This window comes from Krasilnikovia sp. MM14-A1259 (genome assembly GCF_047159535.1).
Taxonomy (GTDB): domain Bacteria; phylum Actinomycetota; class Actinomycetes; order Mycobacteriales; family Micromonosporaceae; genus Actinoplanes.
This window is the reverse complement of the sequence record NZ_BAAGAJ010000002.1, coordinates 2,849,133-2,867,423: the sequence shown is the minus strand read 5'-3', so window position 1 is coordinate 2,867,423 and position 18,291 is coordinate 2,849,133. Positions and strand designations below refer to the sequence as shown.

At 68.2% G+C, this 18,291-nt stretch carries 16 protein-coding genes, 3 tRNA genes and 1 pseudogene; 9 read left to right on the top strand and 11 right to left on the bottom strand.

The genetic code is table 11. From position 1 onward, the window contains the following. The first annotated feature begins 325 nt into the window (after nt 1–325). The 4 genes from ACMCNK_RS12620 (at nt 326) to ACMCNK_RS12605 (ending at nt 4,784) form a co-directional block, all read left to right on the top strand. Entirely contained in the window at nt 326–907 is a 582-nt protein-coding gene (locus ACMCNK_RS12620) for a PilZ domain-containing protein (RefSeq protein ID WP_412736590.1), read from the top strand. 156 nt (nt 908–1,063) lie between these two features. Beyond that, complete coding sequence (locus tag ACMCNK_RS12615; RefSeq protein WP_412736589.1) at nt 1,064–3,391, top strand: putative bifunctional diguanylate cyclase/phosphodiesterase; 2,328 nt, start codon at nt 1,064–1,066, stop codon at nt 3,389–3,391. A 43-nt stretch (nt 3,392–3,434) separates the two neighbouring features. Beyond that, nucleotides 3,435–4,223 carry a maleylpyruvate isomerase N-terminal domain-containing protein gene (locus tag ACMCNK_RS12610; protein WP_412736588.1) on the top strand — a complete coding sequence of 263 codons (789 nt, stop codon included), beginning with the start codon at nt 3,435–3,437 and terminating at the stop codon, nt 4,221–4,223. Nucleotides 4,224–4,337: 114 nt separating this feature from the next. Next, nucleotides 4,338–4,784 carry a GNAT family N-acetyltransferase gene (locus ACMCNK_RS12605; RefSeq protein WP_412736587.1) on the top strand — a complete coding sequence of 149 codons (447 nt, stop codon included), beginning with the start codon at nt 4,338–4,340 and terminating at the stop codon, nt 4,782–4,784. Nucleotides 4,785–4,879: 95 nt separating this feature from the next. Here ACMCNK_RS12605 and ACMCNK_RS12600 read toward each other — a convergent pair whose 3' ends face one another. Beyond that, nucleotides 4,880–5,365, bottom strand: a complete 486-nt coding sequence (locus ACMCNK_RS12600) for a glutathione peroxidase (RefSeq protein WP_412736586.1) — start codon at nt 5,363–5,365, stop codon at nt 4,880–4,882. A 271-nt stretch (nt 5,366–5,636) separates the two neighbouring features. Here ACMCNK_RS12600 and ACMCNK_RS12595 point away from each other — a divergent pair, with 271 nt between their 5' ends. Next, nucleotides 5,637–7,820, top strand: a complete 2,184-nt coding sequence (locus ACMCNK_RS12595; protein WP_412736585.1) for a hypothetical protein — start codon at nt 5,637–5,639, stop codon at nt 7,818–7,820. A 186-nt stretch (nt 7,821–8,006) separates the two neighbouring features. On the opposite strand, the gene ACMCNK_RS12590 is transcribed toward ACMCNK_RS12595, so the two are convergent. Both ACMCNK_RS12590 and ACMCNK_RS12585 read right to left on the bottom strand, forming a co-directional pair. After that, nucleotides 8,007–8,660, bottom strand: a complete 654-nt coding sequence (locus tag ACMCNK_RS12590; protein ID WP_412736584.1) for a nucleotidyltransferase domain-containing protein — start codon at nt 8,658–8,660, stop codon at nt 8,007–8,009. Nucleotides 8,661–8,836: 176 nt separating this feature from the next. Beyond that, nucleotides 8,837–9,019 carry a hypothetical protein gene (locus ACMCNK_RS12585; protein ID WP_412736583.1) on the bottom strand — a complete coding sequence of 61 codons (183 nt, stop codon included), beginning with the start codon at nt 9,017–9,019 and terminating at the stop codon, nt 8,837–8,839. Between the two features lie 411 nt (nt 9,020–9,430). On the opposite strand from ACMCNK_RS12585, the gene ACMCNK_RS12580 reads away from it, so the two are divergent. After that, nucleotides 9,431–10,072 carry a GNAT family N-acetyltransferase gene (locus ACMCNK_RS12580; protein WP_412736582.1) on the top strand — a complete coding sequence of 214 codons (642 nt, stop codon included), beginning with the start codon at nt 9,431–9,433 and terminating at the stop codon, nt 10,070–10,072. Nucleotides 10,073–10,475: 403 nt separating this feature from the next. Here ACMCNK_RS12580 and ACMCNK_RS12575 read toward each other — a convergent pair whose 3' ends face one another. Then, nucleotides 10,476–10,766: a DUF1330 domain-containing protein gene (locus ACMCNK_RS12575; RefSeq protein WP_412736581.1), complete on the bottom strand. Its 291-nt coding sequence runs from the start codon at nt 10,764–10,766 to the stop codon at nt 10,476–10,478. 826 nt (nt 10,767–11,592) lie between these two features. Between ACMCNK_RS12575 and ACMCNK_RS12570 the strand changes: the two genes are divergently transcribed. The 3 genes and pseudogenes from ACMCNK_RS12570 to ACMCNK_RS12560 all read left to right on the top strand — a co-directional run. Then, on the top strand, nt 11,593–12,015 hold the full coding sequence (locus ACMCNK_RS12570) for a VanZ family protein (RefSeq protein ID WP_412736580.1): 423 nt from the start codon (nt 11,593–11,595) through the stop codon (nt 12,013–12,015). Nucleotides 12,016–12,146: 131 nt separating this feature from the next. Next, the gene (locus tag ACMCNK_RS12565; protein ID WP_412736579.1) at nt 12,147–12,767 is read left to right on the top strand and encodes a hypothetical protein; all 621 of its coding nucleotides are present in this window, start codon (nt 12,147–12,149) and stop codon (nt 12,765–12,767) included. A 257-nt stretch (nt 12,768–13,024) separates the two neighbouring features. Further along, nucleotides 13,025–13,299 (top strand): annotated as a pseudogene (locus tag ACMCNK_RS12560) (tyrosine-type recombinase/integrase); the annotation flags it as partial. Between the two features lie 68 nt (nt 13,300–13,367). On the opposite strand, the gene ACMCNK_RS12555 reads toward ACMCNK_RS12560, so the two are convergent. The 7 genes from ACMCNK_RS12555 to ACMCNK_RS12525 all read right to left on the bottom strand — a co-directional run bounded on the left by ACMCNK_RS12555 (nt 13,368) and on the right by ACMCNK_RS12525 (nt 18,143). Next, nucleotides 13,368–13,442: transfer RNA gene (locus ACMCNK_RS12555), tRNA-Val, on the bottom strand. A gap of 17 nt (nt 13,443–13,459) precedes the next feature. Further along, nucleotides 13,460–13,530, bottom strand: a tRNA-Cys gene (locus ACMCNK_RS12550). Between the two features lie 37 nt (nt 13,531–13,567). Next, nucleotides 13,568–13,640, bottom strand: a tRNA-Gly gene (locus ACMCNK_RS12545). A 492-nt stretch (nt 13,641–14,132) separates the two neighbouring features. Next, nucleotides 14,133–14,867, bottom strand: coding sequence for an FAD:protein FMN transferase (locus tag ACMCNK_RS12540; RefSeq protein ID WP_412740831.1), 735 nt, complete (start codon nt 14,865–14,867; stop codon nt 14,133–14,135). Between the two features lie 31 nt (nt 14,868–14,898). Then, entirely contained in the window at nt 14,899–15,402 is a 504-nt protein-coding gene (locus ACMCNK_RS12535; protein WP_412736578.1) for an FMN-binding protein, read from the bottom strand. A gap of 56 nt (nt 15,403–15,458) precedes the next feature. Further along, a complete protein-coding gene (locus ACMCNK_RS12530; protein WP_412736577.1) occupies nt 15,459–17,018 on the bottom strand; it encodes a ferric reductase-like transmembrane domain-containing protein in 1,560 nt (519 codons plus the stop codon). Nucleotides 17,019–17,147: 129 nt separating this feature from the next. Beyond that, nucleotides 17,148–18,143 carry a phosphatidylinositol-specific phospholipase C gene (locus ACMCNK_RS12525; RefSeq protein ID WP_412736576.1) on the bottom strand — a complete coding sequence of 332 codons (996 nt, stop codon included), beginning with the start codon at nt 18,141–18,143 and terminating at the stop codon, nt 17,148–17,150. Nucleotides 18,144–18,291: the final 148 nt, after the last annotated feature.

Below are 18,291 nucleotides of genomic sequence, written 5' to 3'. Positions count from 1 at the left end.
CTGTCGGCGGGCGGTTTCCCGGCCGTTGCTCATTTATTAACCCGGTGTTACCTGGGTGTGTCCGGCGTCACCGCGGGCGCGGACCGGCCGGGTCGACGGGCGGCACCCGCTCGAAGGCGACGCCGGTCACCTCGGCCGCCACATCGACGAAGTCGGTGCCGCACGTCGCCGCTCGCCAGGGCGGGCGAGAAATCAGGACAGAACCTGCCAGAACGTCACAAGCTGAAGCGTACGCCGGAAGCGTGACGCTCCGCAGCGCCGCCGCCTGCCGGGAGGCGGCCGTGAGACCGTTCGGGGAAGCGGACCCTACGAGCGGGGAGATCCGATGGTCACGGTCCCGGCGGGCAGCACGCTCGTGCTGCGGTGCCCGGGTGAGCAGCCAGTCACGTTGATCACGCTGGCCGAGGTCAGTGCGGCGTTCGTGGCCGAGCTGCCGCCGATCCCGGTGCTCAGCCCCGACGGCACCCGCCGCTTCGGCATCCTCGAACTGGTCAGCAGCGCCGGCGTCACCTGGGTCGAGGCGGAACTGCGCGACGGCCTCCTCACCCGTACCGGCGACCCACCCACCGATGTGGTCCAGCGACGCGGCGCCCCGCGGCGCCCCGGCGCGTACGCCGCGACCGGCACCGTCGAGCTCGACACCGAACCGGGCCGCCGGCTGGTTGCCGTGTCCGGCCAGGTCGAGGACGTCTCCACCAGCGGCCTGCTGCTGCGTGCCACGCCCGCCGACAGCGTCCACCTGCCGCCCGGCATCGTGCGAACGCTGCTGCACGTCAGCATGCCGTGGGGCGACATGACGGCAACGGTTGCGACCGTCGACCAGCGGGCCGACCAGTTGCGTGGTACGTACGAATGGATGGATCCGGCCGACGAGGAAGCCCTGCGCGCCTTCTGCGCGGCGCGCTGAACACGTCCGCCTCATCCGCGTCCCGCCGGCCTGGTCCCACGATGCGGTCGGAGGCGCCCTGGTCGGGCCCGAATCCTTCACCGGCGATCTCCACGTCCGATCTGTCGGGGCATGCTGTGGATGTCGGTGCGGCCAACCTGGCGACGCTGGACCGGCATGGCTTTCGTCGCGGTGGTCGCCATGACCGGAACCGCCACCTCGTGGGTCGCCCAGGGCACCGACGATCACCGCAATGCGGCCCACCTCATGGACCGCTACAGCAGCGACCTCAGCCGGGCGATCAGCACAGAGATCCAACGGTACGGCGAGATGCTCACCGACGTGGCTGTCGCCGTCGGGGCCCAGCCGGACCTCACCGCCGCCGACTTCACCTGGATCACCAATACGGTCAGTAACCGCCGGTTGCCCGGCGCCACCTCGCTCGACCTGGTCGTGGCCACCGGCGACACCGGGATGGCAGACCTTCAGACCGACTGGCGGCGGCGCGGCGCGCGCAACCTGACACTGCAACCGTCCGCCCCCGGCGGCCAGCACGCATTCACGGTCCTCAGACGCTCGTTCGACGGCCGGCAGCGGCCCACCGGCACGGACCTGTACTCAGCTCCCGAGGCGGCGCAGGCGCTGCGGGACTCCCAAGCCGTCGGCGGCTTCGCCGTCAGCCGCGCGTACGTGCTGGTGCTCGATCATGCGCTGCCGGTCGCGCAACAGCAGATCTCGTTCCGCCTCGCGGTGCCGGTGTACCGGCCCGGCAACGTGTTCGGCGGCTGGCTCACGATGGGCGTGCACGGCACCGACCTGCTGAATGCGGCACTCCAGGCGCAGGCCCACGGCGCGATCGCCGCCGACCTCCTGGAGACCAACGGCGCCGTGGTGCAGACGGTCGCCTCCGCCTCCGCCGGCCGAGCCCGGGCCTCCTCCCGGTCGCTGGACCGGATCACCCATATCACCATGGGCGCCCGCACCTGGACCCTCAAGGCGTACCCGACCGACGCGCTTCTCCGCGATGTCCGGCAGGGCATCGCGGGCACCACGTACCGGGTGGCGATGACGATCACCGCGCTGCTCACCCTGATCGTCGGTCTGCTGGCGAGCGCGCGGAACCGGGCGATGGGCAAGGTCGACGCCGCGACCGCCGCCCTGCGCGACGACATCGAACGCCGCGAGCAGGTCGAGACACGGCTGCGCGAACGCGAACTGGAACTGCAACGAATGGTGCTGCGGGACCCGCTGACCGGCCTCGCCAACCGGGCCGGGCTGGACGCCGGCCTCGCCGAACTCGTGGGCCGCGACACGCAGATCGCGTTGCTGCTCATCGACCTGGACGGATTCAAACTGGTCAACGACGTACACGGCCATGCCGCCGGTGACCTGATGCTGACCGAGTTCGCCCGGATCCTGCATTGCTGCGTACGTACCGGCGACGTGGTGGCCCGCTTCGGCGGCGACGAGTTCGTCGTGCTGCTCACCGACGTACCCGACGAGGCCGGCGCGGTCGCCATCGCCGAGCGCATCCTGGCCTGCGCGGCCGCGACACCTGTACGCATGGGTGAAAACACCCTCGCGATCCGGGCCAGCATCGGCGTCGCCACCGGTCGCGTCGGCGACACCCCGCAGGAACTGCTGCGCCGCGCCGACACCGCCATGTACCAGGCCAAGCACCTGGGTAAACACGGCATCCAGGTGCACCACGCATCCCTGACGAACCGGCACGCGGCACAGTCCCCGCTGACCGACGACCTGACCGGCGCGCTCGAACGCGGCGAACTGCACGTGCTCTACCAACCGCTGGTCAACCTCGCGGACAGGCGCCCGATCGGCGTCGAGGCGCTGGTCCGCTGGCAGCACCCGCGACTGGGCATCATCTCGCCTGCCGAGTTCATTCCGATCGCCGAACGCACCGGCTCCATCGCGGAGATCGGCCTGTTCGTGCTGGAGACGGCATGCCGCCAGATCGTGTCGTGGGACGGCCGCTACGTCAGCGTCAACCTGTCGCCGCGCCAATTGCAGGAGCCGACGTTGGTGCATGACGTGCTGGACGTACTGGCACGCACCGGGCTGGAGCCGCACCGTCTGGTCCTGGAAATCACCGAGTCGGCGCTGGTCGACGACAGCACCGGGATCGCCATGCTGCGCGAGTTCCGCGAACACGGCATTCGCGTGGCGATCGACGACTTCGGCACGGGCTACTCGTCACTGCACTACCTGACCCGGCTGCCGGTGGACATTCTCAAGATCGACCGCAGTTTCGTCGCGGAGCTGAACGGCACACCCGAAGGCTCGGGGATTGCCGAGGCGATCCTGCGGCTCAGCCAGGTACTGCACCTGACCACGATCGCCGAGGGCGTCGAGACGGCGTCTCAGGCGGCGGAGCTTCAGCTGATGGGCTGCGGCATCGGCCAGGGCTACCTGTTCGCCAAGCCCATGCCCGCCGCGGAACTGAACGACATGGCCTGGGCCCGAACCGGCGGCGGTGTTGTCCTGTGAAAATCGCTCTCCGGTCGGCGGCGCAGGGTGATAAACAGCGGCGGTGAAGAAGACTCTCGAGTTCCCCGAGCTGCTGCGCCTGATCGACGAACGGTCGACTGCCTTCCACACCGTGGTGGCGTCCGCACCCAGCCTCGACGTGCCGGTGCCGTCCTGCCCCGGGTGGACGCTGTTCGATCTGGCGCAGCACGTGGGCGTGGGCCGCCGCAAAGCGGCCGCCATCGTCGCCGCGGGGCCCGCCGACGCTCCACCGGACAAATCGGCTTGGGACGACGGTACGGGTGCACCTCGGGAACGCGAGGCCCTGCTGGCCTGGTTGACCGAGTCCATCGATCTGCTGGCGAGCACGCTGCGCGAGGCCGGACCGGAGCGCGGTTGTTGGACCTGGTGGGGCGACTCACAGTCGCCGCAGACCTCCGGTGGCGTCGCCCGGCACCAGGTTCAGGAGGTCGCAATGCACACGTACGATGCTCAGCTCACCCTGGGTGCACCGCAGCCGCTGCCGGACGAGGTCGCCTTCGACGGTGTCGAGGAGTTCCTGTTCACCTGTTGCGCGACGGACGTCGCGTGGCCGCACGAACCCGCCGCCGTCGCTTACCACGCCGCCGAGGGTCGCTCCTTGCACCTTCGCCTCTCACCCGAGGGCGCACAGGCCGTCCACGTCCGCACGCCCGATGCCGGCGTGGACCAGGACCCGCCCGACGGCTCGGTCTGGGGCACGGCCAGCGATCTGGTCCTGCTCTTCTACGGACGCATCCCGCTGGATTCGCTGAAAGTGGACGGCGACCGCCGCATCTTCGAGCAGCTCATCGCCTGGGACCCAAGTGCGTGACGGGCTTCAGCCACGCACCTGACCCGAGCCCCTGACCTCCGTCGACACGTCGGCGGTCCGGGGTGTGCGGCGACCCGCTACGGTCGAGCCGTGGCGATGGTGAGACTTGAACCGATGACCGAAGAGCAGTTCCTCGCGTACCGGCAGCGGGCCGAAGTGGACTATGCACAGAACATTGCCGATTCCGGGTCGATGCCTCTACCGGAAGCGCAACGGCAGGCACGCGACGATCTCGAGCGACTGTTGCCGGACGGCTTGCACACCGCCGGTCATCGCCTGTGGACGGCCTTCGACGGGCACGAAGAGGTCGGCATGGTGTGGCTGTATGTGGAGCAGAAGTCGGACGGGTTGCACGCCTTCGGGTACGACTTCGCGGTCGGCGAGCCCCTACGCCGTCGCGGTTATGGTCGGGCGATCATGCTGGCGGTGGAGGAGGTGTGCCGCGAGATGGGTGTTGTGTCGGTGGGTCTGAACGTATTCGGGTTCAACACGGGAGCGCGCAGCCTGTATGAGCAGATGGGCTTCGAGGTCACCTCGCTCCGGATGCGCAAGCGGCTGTAGCGGCAGCGGTCTCGTCGCCGTGCAGGATGCCCGGCATCGACGTCCGGACCGCCGCAGAGCTCACGTCGGCGACGGTACGTCGTTCGGATTGAGTGTCAGAGGGGCAGTGCCGCCTCGATCGCGGAGACCACCGACTCGTCCTCGGGCTCCGTGCGCGGGCCGAAGCGCACGACCGTGCCGTCCGGGCCGACGAGGAACTTCTCGAAGTTCCAGCGGATGTCGCCGGTGTAGCCCTCCGCGTCGGGAACGTTCACCAGCTGGGCGTAAAGCGGGTGCCGGTCCTCACCGTTCACCGCGATCTTCTCGGTCAGGGGGAAGCTGACCCCGTAGGTGGTTGAGCAGAACTCGGTGATCTCCTCGGCCGTGCCCGGTTCCTGTCCGCCGAACTGGTTGCACGGCACGCCGAGCACCGTGAACCCTCGGCCGGCGTAGCGCTGCTGCAGGCGCTCGAGGCCGTGGTACTGCGGGGTGAGACCGCATTGGGACGCCACGTTCACGACCAGGGTGGCGACGCCGGGCTGCGGCCCGAGCTTCGCGGAGGGGTCGGTGCCACCAGGGATCGTCACGTCGAAGATCGTCATGACGGCCATGATAGTCACGCTCTGCTGGACACCGATCGGTCCCTGTACGGCGTCGTCCGGCTGATCGATTGCCGGCGCCCGGCACCGCCGGGAAGAGCCGGAAACTGCCAGCTCACGTGGAATATTGCGCAGGTGGTGAGGATGGTTCCGGGACGCACTGCGGGCGCTGTTTCGATGAGGTCGTCCAGAACATCCATTTCGTTGGGTTTTCCAGGAAAGCCCGGGTCTCTACCAGAGGTCCGGGAGGCGGTGAGGGTCCGGTCCCACATCGGTGTCGGTGATTGTCTGTAACTACGCTGCCACGGTGGGATGCGTGCGGTTCCGCCACATCGTCGAGCATTTTCGCGGAGGCGCGCCGCAACGGTCCACATTGGCCTGTCGGATGGACGATGCACAGAGGTGTGAGATGCACGAATCAACAATGGGGGCGGCCGGCGACGGCGCTGCGGGGGAGGCCGGGCGCACGCGGCGTGGCAGCCTGGGGCGTGGACAGCCGTGGTTGATGGCGGCGGTGCGGCGAAACCCGTCCCGGCTGCGCCGACGCTTGGCCTCTGCCGCCGGCTCTGCCGCCGTTCTCGCTGCTCTCGGCGTCGGTATGCCCGGGGCGGCGGCAGCTGCCGGCAGCGGCGGAATACCGCCGGTGGCACCTCGGGTCGGCAGCAACTGGCAGGGTCTTGGCTACAACCAGGACCCCCTCCACGTGGGTGGCCTCACGTGGTCAGACGACAGCGACGCATTCGATCTCCTGCAGAAACGGGTCACGTATATCCGTCCCGGGATGGTGCGGATCATGGTGAACCGCTTCTGGTTCGACCCCGAGGGGACCGAGGATCACCAGCCGGTCCAGTACAACTGGGACACCAAGGAAATGACGGACGTCCACAAGATCCTCGACATGTATCGGGACCTGAAGGTGCCGGTACAGGTCGGCATCTGGGGCACCACGCAGTCGCCGGCCAAGGAGGACGGCCAGGACACGGGCCAGGTGTACACCAGCGACGCGTTCGCCGACGCCCAGGCGGCGCTGATGAAGCATCTGATCATCGGCAAGAAGTTCACGAACATCACCCGCTACAGCGGGATCAACGAGCCCAACGGATACTCGAAGACCAAGCATTACAGCTTCGACGACTGGCAGACCGCGACCCGGAATCTGCTGGATCGCCTCCCTGACGACGACGCCGACCCCTATCACCTCAAGAGCCGCGTCGTCGGTCCCGACATGGCGGGCGCCGGCATGTCGGCCTACGAGGGTGACCTGGGCCTTCAGTCGGTGACTCCCGACAACTCGCGCACCGCACAGTGGCTGACGTGGAAGTTTCCGGCAGACCTGAAATCCTTCACCGCCAGGTTCTACGTCAATCGCATCGGGGTCACTGACTGGTCCTTCTGGAGCTCCGCCGACGGCAACACCTGGAATCGGGTCGGCACCAACTCACCCCTGCCCAAGACGACGTCGATCGACAACACCCAGTACCCCGTGACCACGAAAGGCACCTTCCCTGCCGACTCCCAGCAGCGCTACATCAAGCTGGTGATGCCGGCCCGCCCCGCGGGAGACACCATCGAGCGGGCGATCGCGAGCTTCGAGGCAACCCCGGCTGCAGACGGCGCCGCCACGTTCGTGGATCCCATGAACGACCTCGCCAAGGTCTCCGGGTCCTCGACCGGCTGGACGCCTCCGCGGGGCAAGGACAACTTCTGGTTGAAGTCGATGCAGACCAACCCGATCCTGGTGTCCGGGTCCGACGTGCACTTCTACGATTACGAGGTGGGTCTCAAGGACGACCCCACCCTCGACCCCAGCTACGCGGAGCGCACTGTCAAGACCGCGGTGGACCAGGCCCACGCACTGCACCCGGGCGCTCCGGTGATCTTCAGCGAGACCGGCGATCAGAAGCCGGACGTCGGCCAGGGCCAGGACCCGTTCGTCTTCGCCACCGAATACGACCAGGGCATCCGGATGGCGGACCTTGCCGTGCAGGAGACCCGGGCCGGTCTTGACGGCGCCGCCGCGTGGTGCCTCGACGGCTACGACAACGACACCAAGTGCGGCATGTGGGACCACCGTGACAACGACAACGACTACAAACTCAGGCCGTGGTTCTACACCTGGAGCCTGCTGTGCCGCTACCTGCCGGCCCACTCGATCATGTACGCCCCCGCCCCGCAGGACAACGGCACCACGCGTGAACTCGACGCCAAACTGCCCAACGGGGGTTGGACGTTCGTGCTGGTCAACCGCGACAAGACCAACTCGGCCCAGTTCACCGTGACGGAGCCGACCGGGCACCTTCAGATGAACAAGTACGTGTACAGCCCCACCTCGCAGAAGGTGGATGCCAACGGTTTCCCGTCGACGGTTGGCAGCCCGATGGACGTGTCCGCTGACTCGGGCTTCAAGGTCACCGTTCCGGCGAACAGCGTAGTCATGTTCACGTCGATGGCGCCGTAGTAGTTCCACACCAAGAGTCACCCTCCGAGGTGGGCAGGTCGTGCGCGGTCCTGCCCACCCGGGGGCGAAGTGGCACCAGCCGGCGCAGCGATCACCGTCGTGGACGAGCGCCTGGCGGACCGTGCCGCGGATCAGGCTGACGCCCATCTGGTCGACCCGCCTCGACGCGGTCAGACAAGCCTGGACTCAGACGCGATAGCCGTCGAACAGCGGGCCGCCGACGGGGGTCAGCACCTGTCTCGCGAGAGGTTCTGGGTCGTCACGGGCGGCTAACCACCGGGTGGCGAAGTCCGGGTCGTACTCGCGCAGTTCCCGAAGCAGCCACTTGCCGCCGCTGATCCAGCGTCCGGCGAATGCCAACGCCGCCCGGGCGGTTTCGGTCCACAGCGCCGATGCAATGACGCTCCGCTCTCCCGGGTCGACGACGTGTGCGTAGTCGTCGAGTAGGTCGGTCAGGCCGTACCGGAATCGATCGCGCTCCGCGTCGGTCAGCGGTGGCCCCTGCGCCAGCACACGTGCGCACTGCGCCTGCAGATCGCCAGGGTCGCCCAGCAGCGGGACGCCCTGTGCCAGCATCCGATGCGTACTGGGCTTGCGTTCGGCCAGCTCCCTCGCCAGGAACTCGGCCAGGCGGTCCGGGGTGTGCACGAACAGCTCCACGGGCCAACCGCGAAAGCGCAGGCTCTCCCGGTAGCCGGGGCCGTCATCGTTCAGGACCACGATGTCGAGGTCCGAGCCTGCGGTGCGGTGCGGCCCGAGGACGCTGCCCGCGAGGATCGCCCAGGTGGCACTCGGGAAGCGGTCGGCGACGAGATCACCGGCGGTCGTCAGCGGATCCATAGCACCATGTTCCCGGCAACGGACCGGATTGGAAGCCCGGACAGTGAAGCCCGACATCAGACAACGCAGGTTGCCGGTCGGTTGTCGGGTCGGTCGTGTCAGAGCGCGAACGGAAACCGGTTCGCCAGCGCGGTCGCGACCATGGCAATCGGCACCGACATCGCCACTGCCCACACTCAGGTCCGCACGTGCACGGGTACGGCCACGGCGATGACGACGGCCGTGACGACCTCGACCACGGCCCGGGCGGGCCGGAGCGGGAACTGGTCCGGCAGCCGCCGGTCACCGACCACCAGAGTTGGACGGCCGCAGCACCAGTCCGGCGAAGGCGCCCAATACGACACCGGGAACGGCGCCACGGCGCGGCGAGCACCACCGGATGAGCGCCGCAGATGCTGGGGCGGCCGTTACCGAGGCGGCTGCCCACGCCACGGCGACAATGCTGGTCGGGAAGGCGAAGAACAGCGATGGCACAAGTACTGGATCCTCTCGCTGCCGTCCGCTCCGCCGACGAGCCCGGTCGCGGTGCGGATCAGGTAGACGTCACGGCGGGCCCTGCCGTGTCGGCGATTGAACCAGTGTTCTCCACGACCCACCACTCGGCGGACTGGAACATGTGTGCTATTGCTCGGGTTTCGCGGGCGGCAGGCCGTCGATTGGCCGGATGTGACGGCGACGGTTCATGGCTACTGCGAAAGTACTTCGCCAGTGGCGGTGTACTGGACCTGATAACTTCTGGTCGCCCTAGAGTCGCCTGCAGGGGGAGCGGCATGCTTGTCGATCTCTGGCCGCAGTTCGGTCTTACCGTAGTCACGCCACGCCTGGAGCTGCATCTGCCCCGTGAGGACGAGCTCGCCGTGCTTGCCGACGTTGCCGGACGGGGCGTGCATCCGCCCAGCGAGCGACCGTTTCTGACGCCGTGGACGGAGGGCAGCTCCGCCGACCGTGCCCGGTTCGTGCTGCAGGGATATTGGCACCAGCTGGCCACCTGGGACGTAACAGCTTGGGCGCTGGGCATGGGAGTCTTCCTCGCCGGCGAGCCGATAGGGATGATCAACCTTCGTGCTCGCGACTTTCCGGTGGTCCGGCAGGTCACGACGTGGTCTTGGCTCGGCATGCAGCACCAAGGTGTCGGCTACGGCACCGAAGCCAGGCTAGGACTACTTACCCTCGCTTTCGATCACCTCGGGGCCGCTGCCGCGCTCACCGAGGTCTTCCAAGACAACCACGCCTCGCAGGCCGTCTCCCGCAAACTCGGATACCAGCATGACGGCATCTCCGTCGACGCGCGCGACGGAGAAGCCGTCGTCTCCGATCGGCTGCGCCTAACGGCTCAAGGATGGCGTCAGCAGGTCCGACCCGCAGTGACGGTCAACGGCATGGACCCGTGCCGAGTCGCGTTCGGCATTTGACCAGGCGGCCACCCCATCATCGTCCCGATGGGGCCTCGGAGGGCGTGACGGGAGGAAACCATCGGATGGAGGTGGCCCGCGCGACGTCGCGCCAATACTGTCACGAGATGGATGAGCAGCCGACACGCGTCGACGGGACCTCCGGGGAGCTGTGCGTGGTCTTGTCCTCGGGTGGCGCGTTCGTGTTGTCCGTGCGGTTGCGTGACGACGGTCTAGCGGAGGACTCGGAGAGCCCGACCGGCGTTTGTGGTCCACGGGCCCGTGAGCTCCTGGACACACGTCCGGGCCGCGCAACGCCACGAACGCGCCGTATCCGCAGCGAACGACAACGACGACGCTGGGGCCAAGCATCCACCCGGGTAGCTGCCTGACCCCAACACCTCAAACGCTCTTGGTCACGTCACTAGCTTGTGCCGCGCACGGCCAGCACGACGCCGTTGGTGGCGGCGTGCCGGTCCTTCGAAATCTGCTGGTACTCCGCAGAGTTCGCCCAGGCAATGAGGGCGTCCCGGTCTGGGAACGCCACGACGACGACCTTGTCGCCGTCCCACTGCCCCTCGACGATCTCGGGCTGCTCGTCGGCGACCAGCAGCCGGCCGCCGTACTGCTGAAGCACCGGCATGAATGCCGCGACGTAACGGCCGTAGCCGTCGCGGTCGTGGATGGAGAGCTGGGCGATCGCATATACCGTCACCCGACGCATGTTACTGGCCAGTATCGATGTGGGCGGTAGTCATGTCGCGAGTCACATCGGACCTGGTGGGACCTCTGGCCGACGCAAGTTCCAGGTTCCACGCGTACGAGATCAGCCACCGCGGGCGGGACCGCGTGCCAACCAACACCCGCATCGTTCGTGGTCACAGCACGGGACGTGATCCGTCGATGTCACGGAGCCGCCGACGCCCCTTACGGCCGGAGCCGATCCAGTTGCGGATCGAAGCAGACCAACCCAGAAAGCGCCGCGGGCACCCACAGTCACCGCTCACCGCGGCCTGCCCGCCAAGCGTGGGCAGGATCGCGTCGGGGCGCTTATGGGGGCTTCCGCGCTGGCGCCACCCACGGCCGTCCGGGCGGCGCAAAGCTGGCAGAGCACCGCTTCGTCCCGTACAAATGATCATGAAGGGTTTGATGAGGCGCAGGAATGTTCCATGGGAGTCCGTGGACATCCAGTCGTAGTGCTCCTCGATTGTCACTCGGCCGGCCCAGTGGGGGTCTGCCGCCCGGACGCAAAGTCGGTGGCTTTGCGCAGTGACCAAAAGGCGTGGTGAATCTCAGGCGGCACATCGACAGGAGTGATGTAACTCCGGCCGAGGGGTCCAGCGCAGGTGGCATCAGGCTACCTAACCTGACTCATTGATCATGTCTCCTACCCTGGCCGGGCTCCTATGCAACGACGTTCGGAGGTCCGCCCAGTGTCACTTTTCCAGTCCTACCCCCTGTTCTGGCCGGGAGTTGCGTTCTCCGCGTTGCTCGGACTGCTGTGCGGCAAACCGTTGGCCACGCGACTGGGAAGTAATAGGTTGATCGCGTTCCTGCTGGTTCTCTCCATCGGCGGTATCGTCAGCCTCACGCTCCTGCCCAACCCGGCCAACGATCTGGTCGGGATTCATCCACAATGGCAATGTGTTGCGGATCGGTGGACGCCGGGATTCACCGGTGAAGCCGGGCAGAACGTACTGTTGTTTGTGCCTCTCGGTTTCACGGCCGCCCAGCTCCCGTCACGGAAAGCAATCGCCGTGGTGGCGGCACCCTTCCTCGTCGAGGGCATCCAATTCGCGCTGCCATGGCTGCTGCGTTCGTGCGACTCCGAGGATCTGGTCAACAACCTCACCGGGCTGGCTGTCGGATTCATCGTCGGCTTGGCGATCAAACTGCCCTTGTCGAGACTGATCCAGCGGTTCCGGTCACGGTTCTTGGCCTCGGATGACGCGCCCGTTCGATAGCTCCCGGACACGGTTTCCTTCGATCCCGACCGGCGAAGGCTTCCACCGCCGTCGACAGGCGTCCATCTCCGTCGCGGGTGATTGTCACCCAGTTAGTCACCCAGCAGCACCCGGCGAACCATGCTGATGTGGTGGACACTCCCGAACTGAAGCTCGTCACCGACGACGACCTGGCTGCTGCATCGTGGATCAAACCCCGCCTGATGGGCGAGTTCGGCGCCGTGACACGTGAGGTTCCGCAGGGTTACGCCGCCTACGCACGCGTATGCCATCCAGCCGACGACGAATCCGGCAGCCCGACCGCCTGGTCACAGGTCGCCGCCGTGACCGGACGGCAGGCGCACCCCACCATGCAGTGGCACGCCCTCGTCGGTTCCCCGCACCGGTATGCCGCCGCCAAATACCTGTGGCCCGGTAACGATCCCGAGTGCGGCAATCTGCCGCCTCAACTTCTCGGACCGCTCTGCAACCTGCTCACCCACCACACCACCACTCCGGACACCTGCTACTTCGGCCTGTGGGAGGGCCACGGCTGGACCCCCTCCACAGCCGTCGCGAACCTGCACCACTACGGCCGGGACTACATCCTGTTCACCGGCCCACTGCACGCCGCGCTGCAACTCGGGCACCGACCGCTACCCGACTGGTTCGTACCGCAGTCCCCGAACCTGTTGTGGCCTGCCGACCGCGCCTGGTACGTCGCCAGCGAGATCGACTTCGACTCCACCCTCGTCGGCGGACAACCGACCTGATCGAAGGAATCCTGGAACACCCCGCACTCGACGCATGGCAGGTCAATCCCAACGACTCCTTGGCCGCCGACGCTGACAAGCTGAATCCGCTCCCATAGGTACGGGCGCCGCTGAACCCTCGCTTGTAAGTTCTGAGCGGCCGTCCGTCAGAGTGCGTCTGTGGCCGTGGCCTCGGAAGGTCGTCCACTGCCGGACCTCGTTGATCGCCGCCGTTCGGGGTAGTTGCTGTCAGCGTTGCTGTCACTCGCGACAGCCTGGGCGCGGCCCTCGACGCCGCCAACGTCCGGCGCGCCTTCCGTGTCACCAAGGCGGCTGGGTTCAACCCCCCGACTGGACGCCGCGCGAGCCGCGGCACAGCTTCGTGTCGCTGCTGTCCGAGAGCGGAGTCTCGATCAACGACATCGCCGACCTGTGCGGCCACTCCGGCACCCGGGTGACCGAGGCCGTCTACCGCCACCAACTCCGCCCGGTCCTGCTGACCGGCGCCGCCGCCATGGACAAGATCTTCGCCCTCGATGCGGGTCCACGGTGATAGTCACTCAGTTAGTCACCCAGGCATGAAAAGAGGCCATGTTCATCGATTGAACATGGCCTCTGAGCTGGTGGGCGATACTGGGATCGAACCAGTGACCTCTTCCGTGTCAAGGAAGCGCGCTCCCGCTGCGCCAATCGCCCTCGGTCATACCTCGCCGAGGTGGAGACGGGATTTGAACCCGTGTACACGGCTTTGCAGGCCGTTGCCTCGCCTCTCGGCCACTCCACCGAGTGGGCCCCGCACGTTACCTGTGGAAGCCTCTCCGAGCGGACGACGGGACTCGAACCCGCGACCCTCACCTTGGCAAGGTGATGCGCTACCAACTGCGCTACGTCCGCTTGTCGCTCCGGTGGTGTTCCCCGGTGACGGATAGGAACTTTAGCCGGTTCCCCCGGGGGTTGCCAAACCGGGGTCCCCCGGCGCGTCGCACTGCCGTCTCCCGGAGCCGTGACCTGGGGCGGGGTGCGGAGGGGTGTCGGACGGCGGCATGGAGATCCGACCGCTCAGCGCCGAGCAGCGGGCAGATGAAATGGCCGAGGCAGGTGCAAGCCTGCAGTCCAGATCCGAGATCCGAGACCGGACGACAGGACCGAAACCTGTGCACCGCGCACGAACTACCCGGTCCGCGGTCGGCTTGATCGCCCACGGGGGAGGGGGAGACGCCACCGCGTTCGCCATGCGGCAGAACGTGGCCCGGCGTGGTGCACGACGTGGCTGGAGTGGCGTAAGAGCCTCGCGCACCCATCCGCACGGCGGCGCGGCCCGGTCCGCGCGCTTCTGAGGCCGTGGCGCCGATCCGAGCACGGTTCCCGCGACCTGTTCGCGGAATTCTAGGTGAGGTCGACGGCGGGAAGGCCGGCCGTGCGGAACGCCCGGCCGTCGTCGGTCACCGCGGCGGACTCGTAGCCGTCGGCCGCGAGCTTGGCGAGCCAGGCGACGCCGGGTTCACCCATGGCGAGCGCGGCGGTCGCGTACGCGTCGGCCAGCGCCAGATCAGCGCCGGTGACGGTCACCGAGCGCAGGCCCTGCGCGGCTTGCCGGGTACGCGGGTTGAAGACGTGCGCGCCCCGCTCGTACGTGCCGGAGGTGGCCACCGCGCCGTCCGTGAGCTCCAGCACCCAGCTCAGCTTGTCGGCCTGCCAGGGGTGGCGCACGCCGACCCGCCAGGGTGTGCCGTCGGTCTTGTGGCCGCGCATCCGGATGTCGCCGCCCGCGTTGAGGCAGTGGTTGGCGCTGCCGGCTGCGGCCAGCCGCCTCGAGGCCACCTCGATCGACCAGCCTTTGACGTAGCCGGACGGGTCGAGCGGCCCGGCGGCGTACGCGTCGAACCAGCCGTCGGTCTCGCGCCACAGGTCGGCGCAGGCGGACAGCACGTGCCGCAAATCGGGCGAGGCGTCATCCGCGGAGATCTCGCCGCGGCGTAGCCGCATGACCTCGCTGTCGTCGGAGTACGTGGTGAACCGGCGGTCGACCTCGTGCAGCCAGTTGCACACGTCGCCGATCAGCGTGGTGAGCCGTTCGGCGGGCAGCGGGTCGGCCAGCTCGATGCTGACCACGGTGCCCATGACGTGTTCGACGTGCCGCACCCCTGGGACCCTACGCGCCGGCCTGGTCGAGCGCGGCCTGCAGGGATTCCACGTACGACTTGCTGGTGAATGTGGCGCCGGAGACGGCGTCGATCTCGGCGCTCTGGGCCTTGAGGGTTTCCTTCTTGAGCTGCGGCACCGCGGCCGGGTTGATGGTGGCGCTCTGGCCGGTGGTGGGGAACGTGGCGCCGATCGCGGCGATCTTGCCGTCGGTGACCTTGATGCTCACCTGCACGGTCCCGTACGGGTTGCGGACCGCCTTGCCCTTGAACGTGCCGTCGGTGAGGCCGCTGCCACCGCCCGCGGTGCCCGATTGGTCATCCTTGGCGGGTTCTTTCTTCTTCTTGCCCGAGGACGCCGACGGTTCGGGGTCGCCGGTGCCCAGGTCGTTGTTGGCGACATCGACGGCGGGGGGCGCGGCGGTCACTACGGGTGCGGACACGCTGAGCCGTACGCCGATGATCAGGGCGGCGCCGGCCAGGGTGCCTACGGCTGCTGCGGTACTACGTCGCATCGTGTGTCTCCGTCGGAACTCGAAGGGGTCGAGGTCAGAACTCGAAGGGGTCGAGGTCAGAACTCGAAGGGGTCGAGGTGCATCTGGCTGTCGGGTACGTCGAGCTGGCGCAGGGTGTTGACAGCCGCGCCGACGAGGCCGGGCGGGCCGCACAGGTACACGTCCCGGCGGTTGACGTCGGGGACGAGGCCGATCATCCCTTCGGGGGTGAAGAGGCGGCGGGGGCCGGCGTCGGCGCGGGAGCCGACGATGTAGCGGACCCAGGCGTCGCGCCGCTCGGCCAGGTCCTCCAGTTCGGCCCGGAACACCAGCTCGTCGGGGCGGCTGGCGCGGTAGATGACGATCGTGTCCGGCGGCATGTCCTCCAGCAAGGCCCGGATCGGGGCGATGCCGCTGCCACCGGCGATGAGCAGGGCGCGCCGCCGGGTGCGGTGCTGGGCGGTGAACGTACCGAACGGGCCCTCGGCCCAGACCGGGGTGCCGGGCTGCAGTTCGGCGAGCTGCGCGGTGTGGCCGCCGACCGCGGTGACGGTCAGGCGCAGCCAGTCGGAGTTCGGGGCCGCCGACAGGGAGAACGGGTGCGACTGCCACCAGCCGTTGCGGGTCAGGAAGCGCCAGCGCATGAACTGCCCCGCCTGGGCGGGCAGCCGGTCGAGGTTCTTGCCGTCGATGTAGATCGAGAAGGTGTTCCGGCCCTCGGCGACCACCTCGGCCACCGCGAACCGGTGCCGCGAGTTGAGCCACACCGGCTCGACGAGGCGGCCCCAGAACAGGGCGGCGATCACCAGCGCGCCGAGGCCGGGCCAGAAGACCTGCGCGTAGCGGCCGCTGAGGTCGGCGCCGGTGGCGACCTGGTGGCCGTAGCCGAGCAGCAGGACCAGGTACGCGGCGAGGTGGGTGAGGTGCCACAGCTCGTACGGCAGCTTGGCGCGGGCGGCCCGGATCGAGATCAGGCTGATCACCACGAGGATGACCGTGGCGACCACGGCGCTGAGCATGTCGGGCAGCGTCTTGACGATGTCGAACGCCTGCTGCACCACGCCGGCCTGCGCGGTCTTGGCGTACCCGAAGACGATGAACACGATGTGTACGAGGACCGCGACCACCAGTGACGTGCCCAGCCAGCGGTGCCAGCGCAGCAGGTCCCGGGCGCCGACCCAGTCCTCCAGCCAGGACACCCGGCTCATCATGAGCAGCTGGACGAACAGCAGGTAGCCGCCGATCAGGCCGGTGACCCGGCCGACCGCGAGCATGAGGGTGGCGGTGTCGTTGACCGTGCCGGGCTGGGTGTCGAACACCCACAGCGCGATGCTGGTGCCCAGGCCGGCGAAGAACAGGATGATCGTGAGGAGCCGGTTGCCGGTGACGGCCTCGGCGGGGGGCCGGTCGTCCACCGGTACGGCCGGGCCCTCGCCGGAGCCGCGCCAGCCGCCGGGGTCGGCGGGCGCCTCGACGATGATGTCGCCGCGGGCGTGGTCGGGCCGCGGCTGGGACCGGGTCCGGGTCAGGAACCGCGCGGTCGTCACCGGCTCGGGGCGACGGCTGCGCTGGTCCTCGAAGGTCTGGAACGTCTCCGGCCCCTGTCGGCCGGCGACGTCGCCGTACGCCCGCGCCATCGCTTTCACCCGCTCGCCAGTCGTCTCCGGCGTCCACCACCCCCCGGTGGCCGACGTGACGACCGGAGGCCGTCGGGGTTTGGTACGCAGCGAGCGGCGGGAACGCTCAACGCGGGCCCGGAAAATCCCTTAGTCGAACGAGATGATCTTCTCGATGAGGCCGCCGCCCGGGAAGTCCATCAGGACCATCCCAGTGCGGTGCGTGACGTGTCCCTGGTTCAGGTAGTCGAGCAGGAACGGGTTGACCCCCTGCTGCCACAGCGCCCCGCCGGCAACCCACTGGGGCTGCACGAACGTGCTCGCGCCGCTGGCGAAATTCACGTACATCTTGCCGGGGTCCCCGGCGTCCGTGGTGTCCAGGAACCGCCGCACCTGGTCACGCTTCGTGGCGATGGCGCCGATGTTGGGGACGTTGTAGTTGTCCTGCACGTACGTCGAGGTTCCGTTCCAGTCGGCGAACTGGACGAGCCCGTAATGCTCGATCGGGCCGCCGAACGCGCCGTGCAGCACCGCGAGGACGACCTTGCCGCGGATCGCGCCCAGCACCGGGGTGGGCGCGTTGCTGCCGCGCTGGATCGACGGCTGCCAGAACAGCGCGGGCCGTTTCGCGGCGTACAGGTCGAAGATGTCCGGAAAGCTCATCTGGCCGGGAACGTCCGTGCACGAGCCCACCTCGCCGGTGCATTCCTGTTTGAGCCGCATGACCATGGTCTCGGACGGGTGCGCCGACAGGAACGCGGCGAGCTTGTCCAGCACGTCGTCGAAGTTCGCGTTCTGATACACCGCGCCGTGGTGGATCGTGAACGTGTTGCCGCCGTTCACCCGGGCCCGGATGTCGATCACCCGGATGCCGGCGGCGAGCTGCGCGGCCAGCGTGGCGCCGCTGTCGCCGAAGTCCTCCTGGGTCTGGGTCGGCCCGCCGCCGTGGATCGCCATCGTGTCGTGGGTGCCGGGGATCGACATCGCGGCCAGGCTGGTCGTGTCCGGTACGGCCCGCATCCAGTCCGGCAGGTGTGCGGTGCTCAGCGTCCGGTAGGACGCATCGGTCGCGACCGCGGCCAGTGCGGGCCGGGGCGCTGCGAGCAGCGTCGTGATCAGGGTGAGGATCGCGAAGACGCGCTTCATGCATGGAAAGATATCGATCTGACGGTACGGCGGGAAGATGCTCATCGGGGTCCAGTTTCGAACGATGTCCCCGATCGTCTCCCGGACCCGCGACCCGCGCGGGCGCTTCTCGAGCCCTGCAGACCGGTTCACGACCGGCGGGCGATAG

Excerpts from the sequence above, each read along its gene's own strand:
- ACMCNK_RS12620 (WP_412736590.1), top strand. The coding sequence starts at position 326 with ATGGTCACGGTCCCGGCGGGCAGCACGCTCGTGCTGCGGTGCCCGGGT.
- ACMCNK_RS12615 (WP_412736589.1), top strand. The coding sequence starts at position 1,064 with ATGGCTTTCGTCGCGGTGGTCGCCATGACCGGAACCGCCACCTCGTGG.
- ACMCNK_RS12605 (WP_412736587.1), top strand. The coding sequence starts at position 4,338 with ATGACCGAAGAGCAGTTCCTCGCGTACCGGCAGCGGGCCGAAGTGGAC.
- ACMCNK_RS12600 (WP_412736586.1), bottom strand. The coding sequence starts at position 5,365 with ATGACGATCTTCGACGTGACGATCCCTGGTGGCACCGACCCCTCCGCG.
- ACMCNK_RS12590 (WP_412736584.1), bottom strand. The coding sequence starts at position 8,660 with ATGGATCCGCTGACGACCGCCGGTGATCTCGTCGCCGACCGCTTCCCG.
- ACMCNK_RS12580 (WP_412736582.1), top strand. The coding sequence starts at position 9,431 with ATGCTTGTCGATCTCTGGCCGCAGTTCGGTCTTACCGTAGTCACGCCA.
- ACMCNK_RS12540 (WP_412740831.1), bottom strand. The coding sequence starts at position 14,867 with ATGGGCACCGTGGTCAGCATCGAGCTGGCCGACCCGCTGCCCGCCGAA.
- ACMCNK_RS12535 (WP_412736578.1), bottom strand. The coding sequence starts at position 15,402 with ATGCGACGTAGTACCGCAGCAGCCGTAGGCACCCTGGCCGGCGCCGCC.
- ACMCNK_RS12530 (WP_412736577.1), bottom strand. The coding sequence starts at position 17,018 with ATGGCGCGGGCGTACGGCGACGTCGCCGGCCGACAGGGGCCGGAGACG.
- ACMCNK_RS12525 (WP_412736576.1), bottom strand. The coding sequence starts at position 18,143 with ATGAAGCGCGTCTTCGCGATCCTCACCCTGATCACGACGCTGCTCGCA.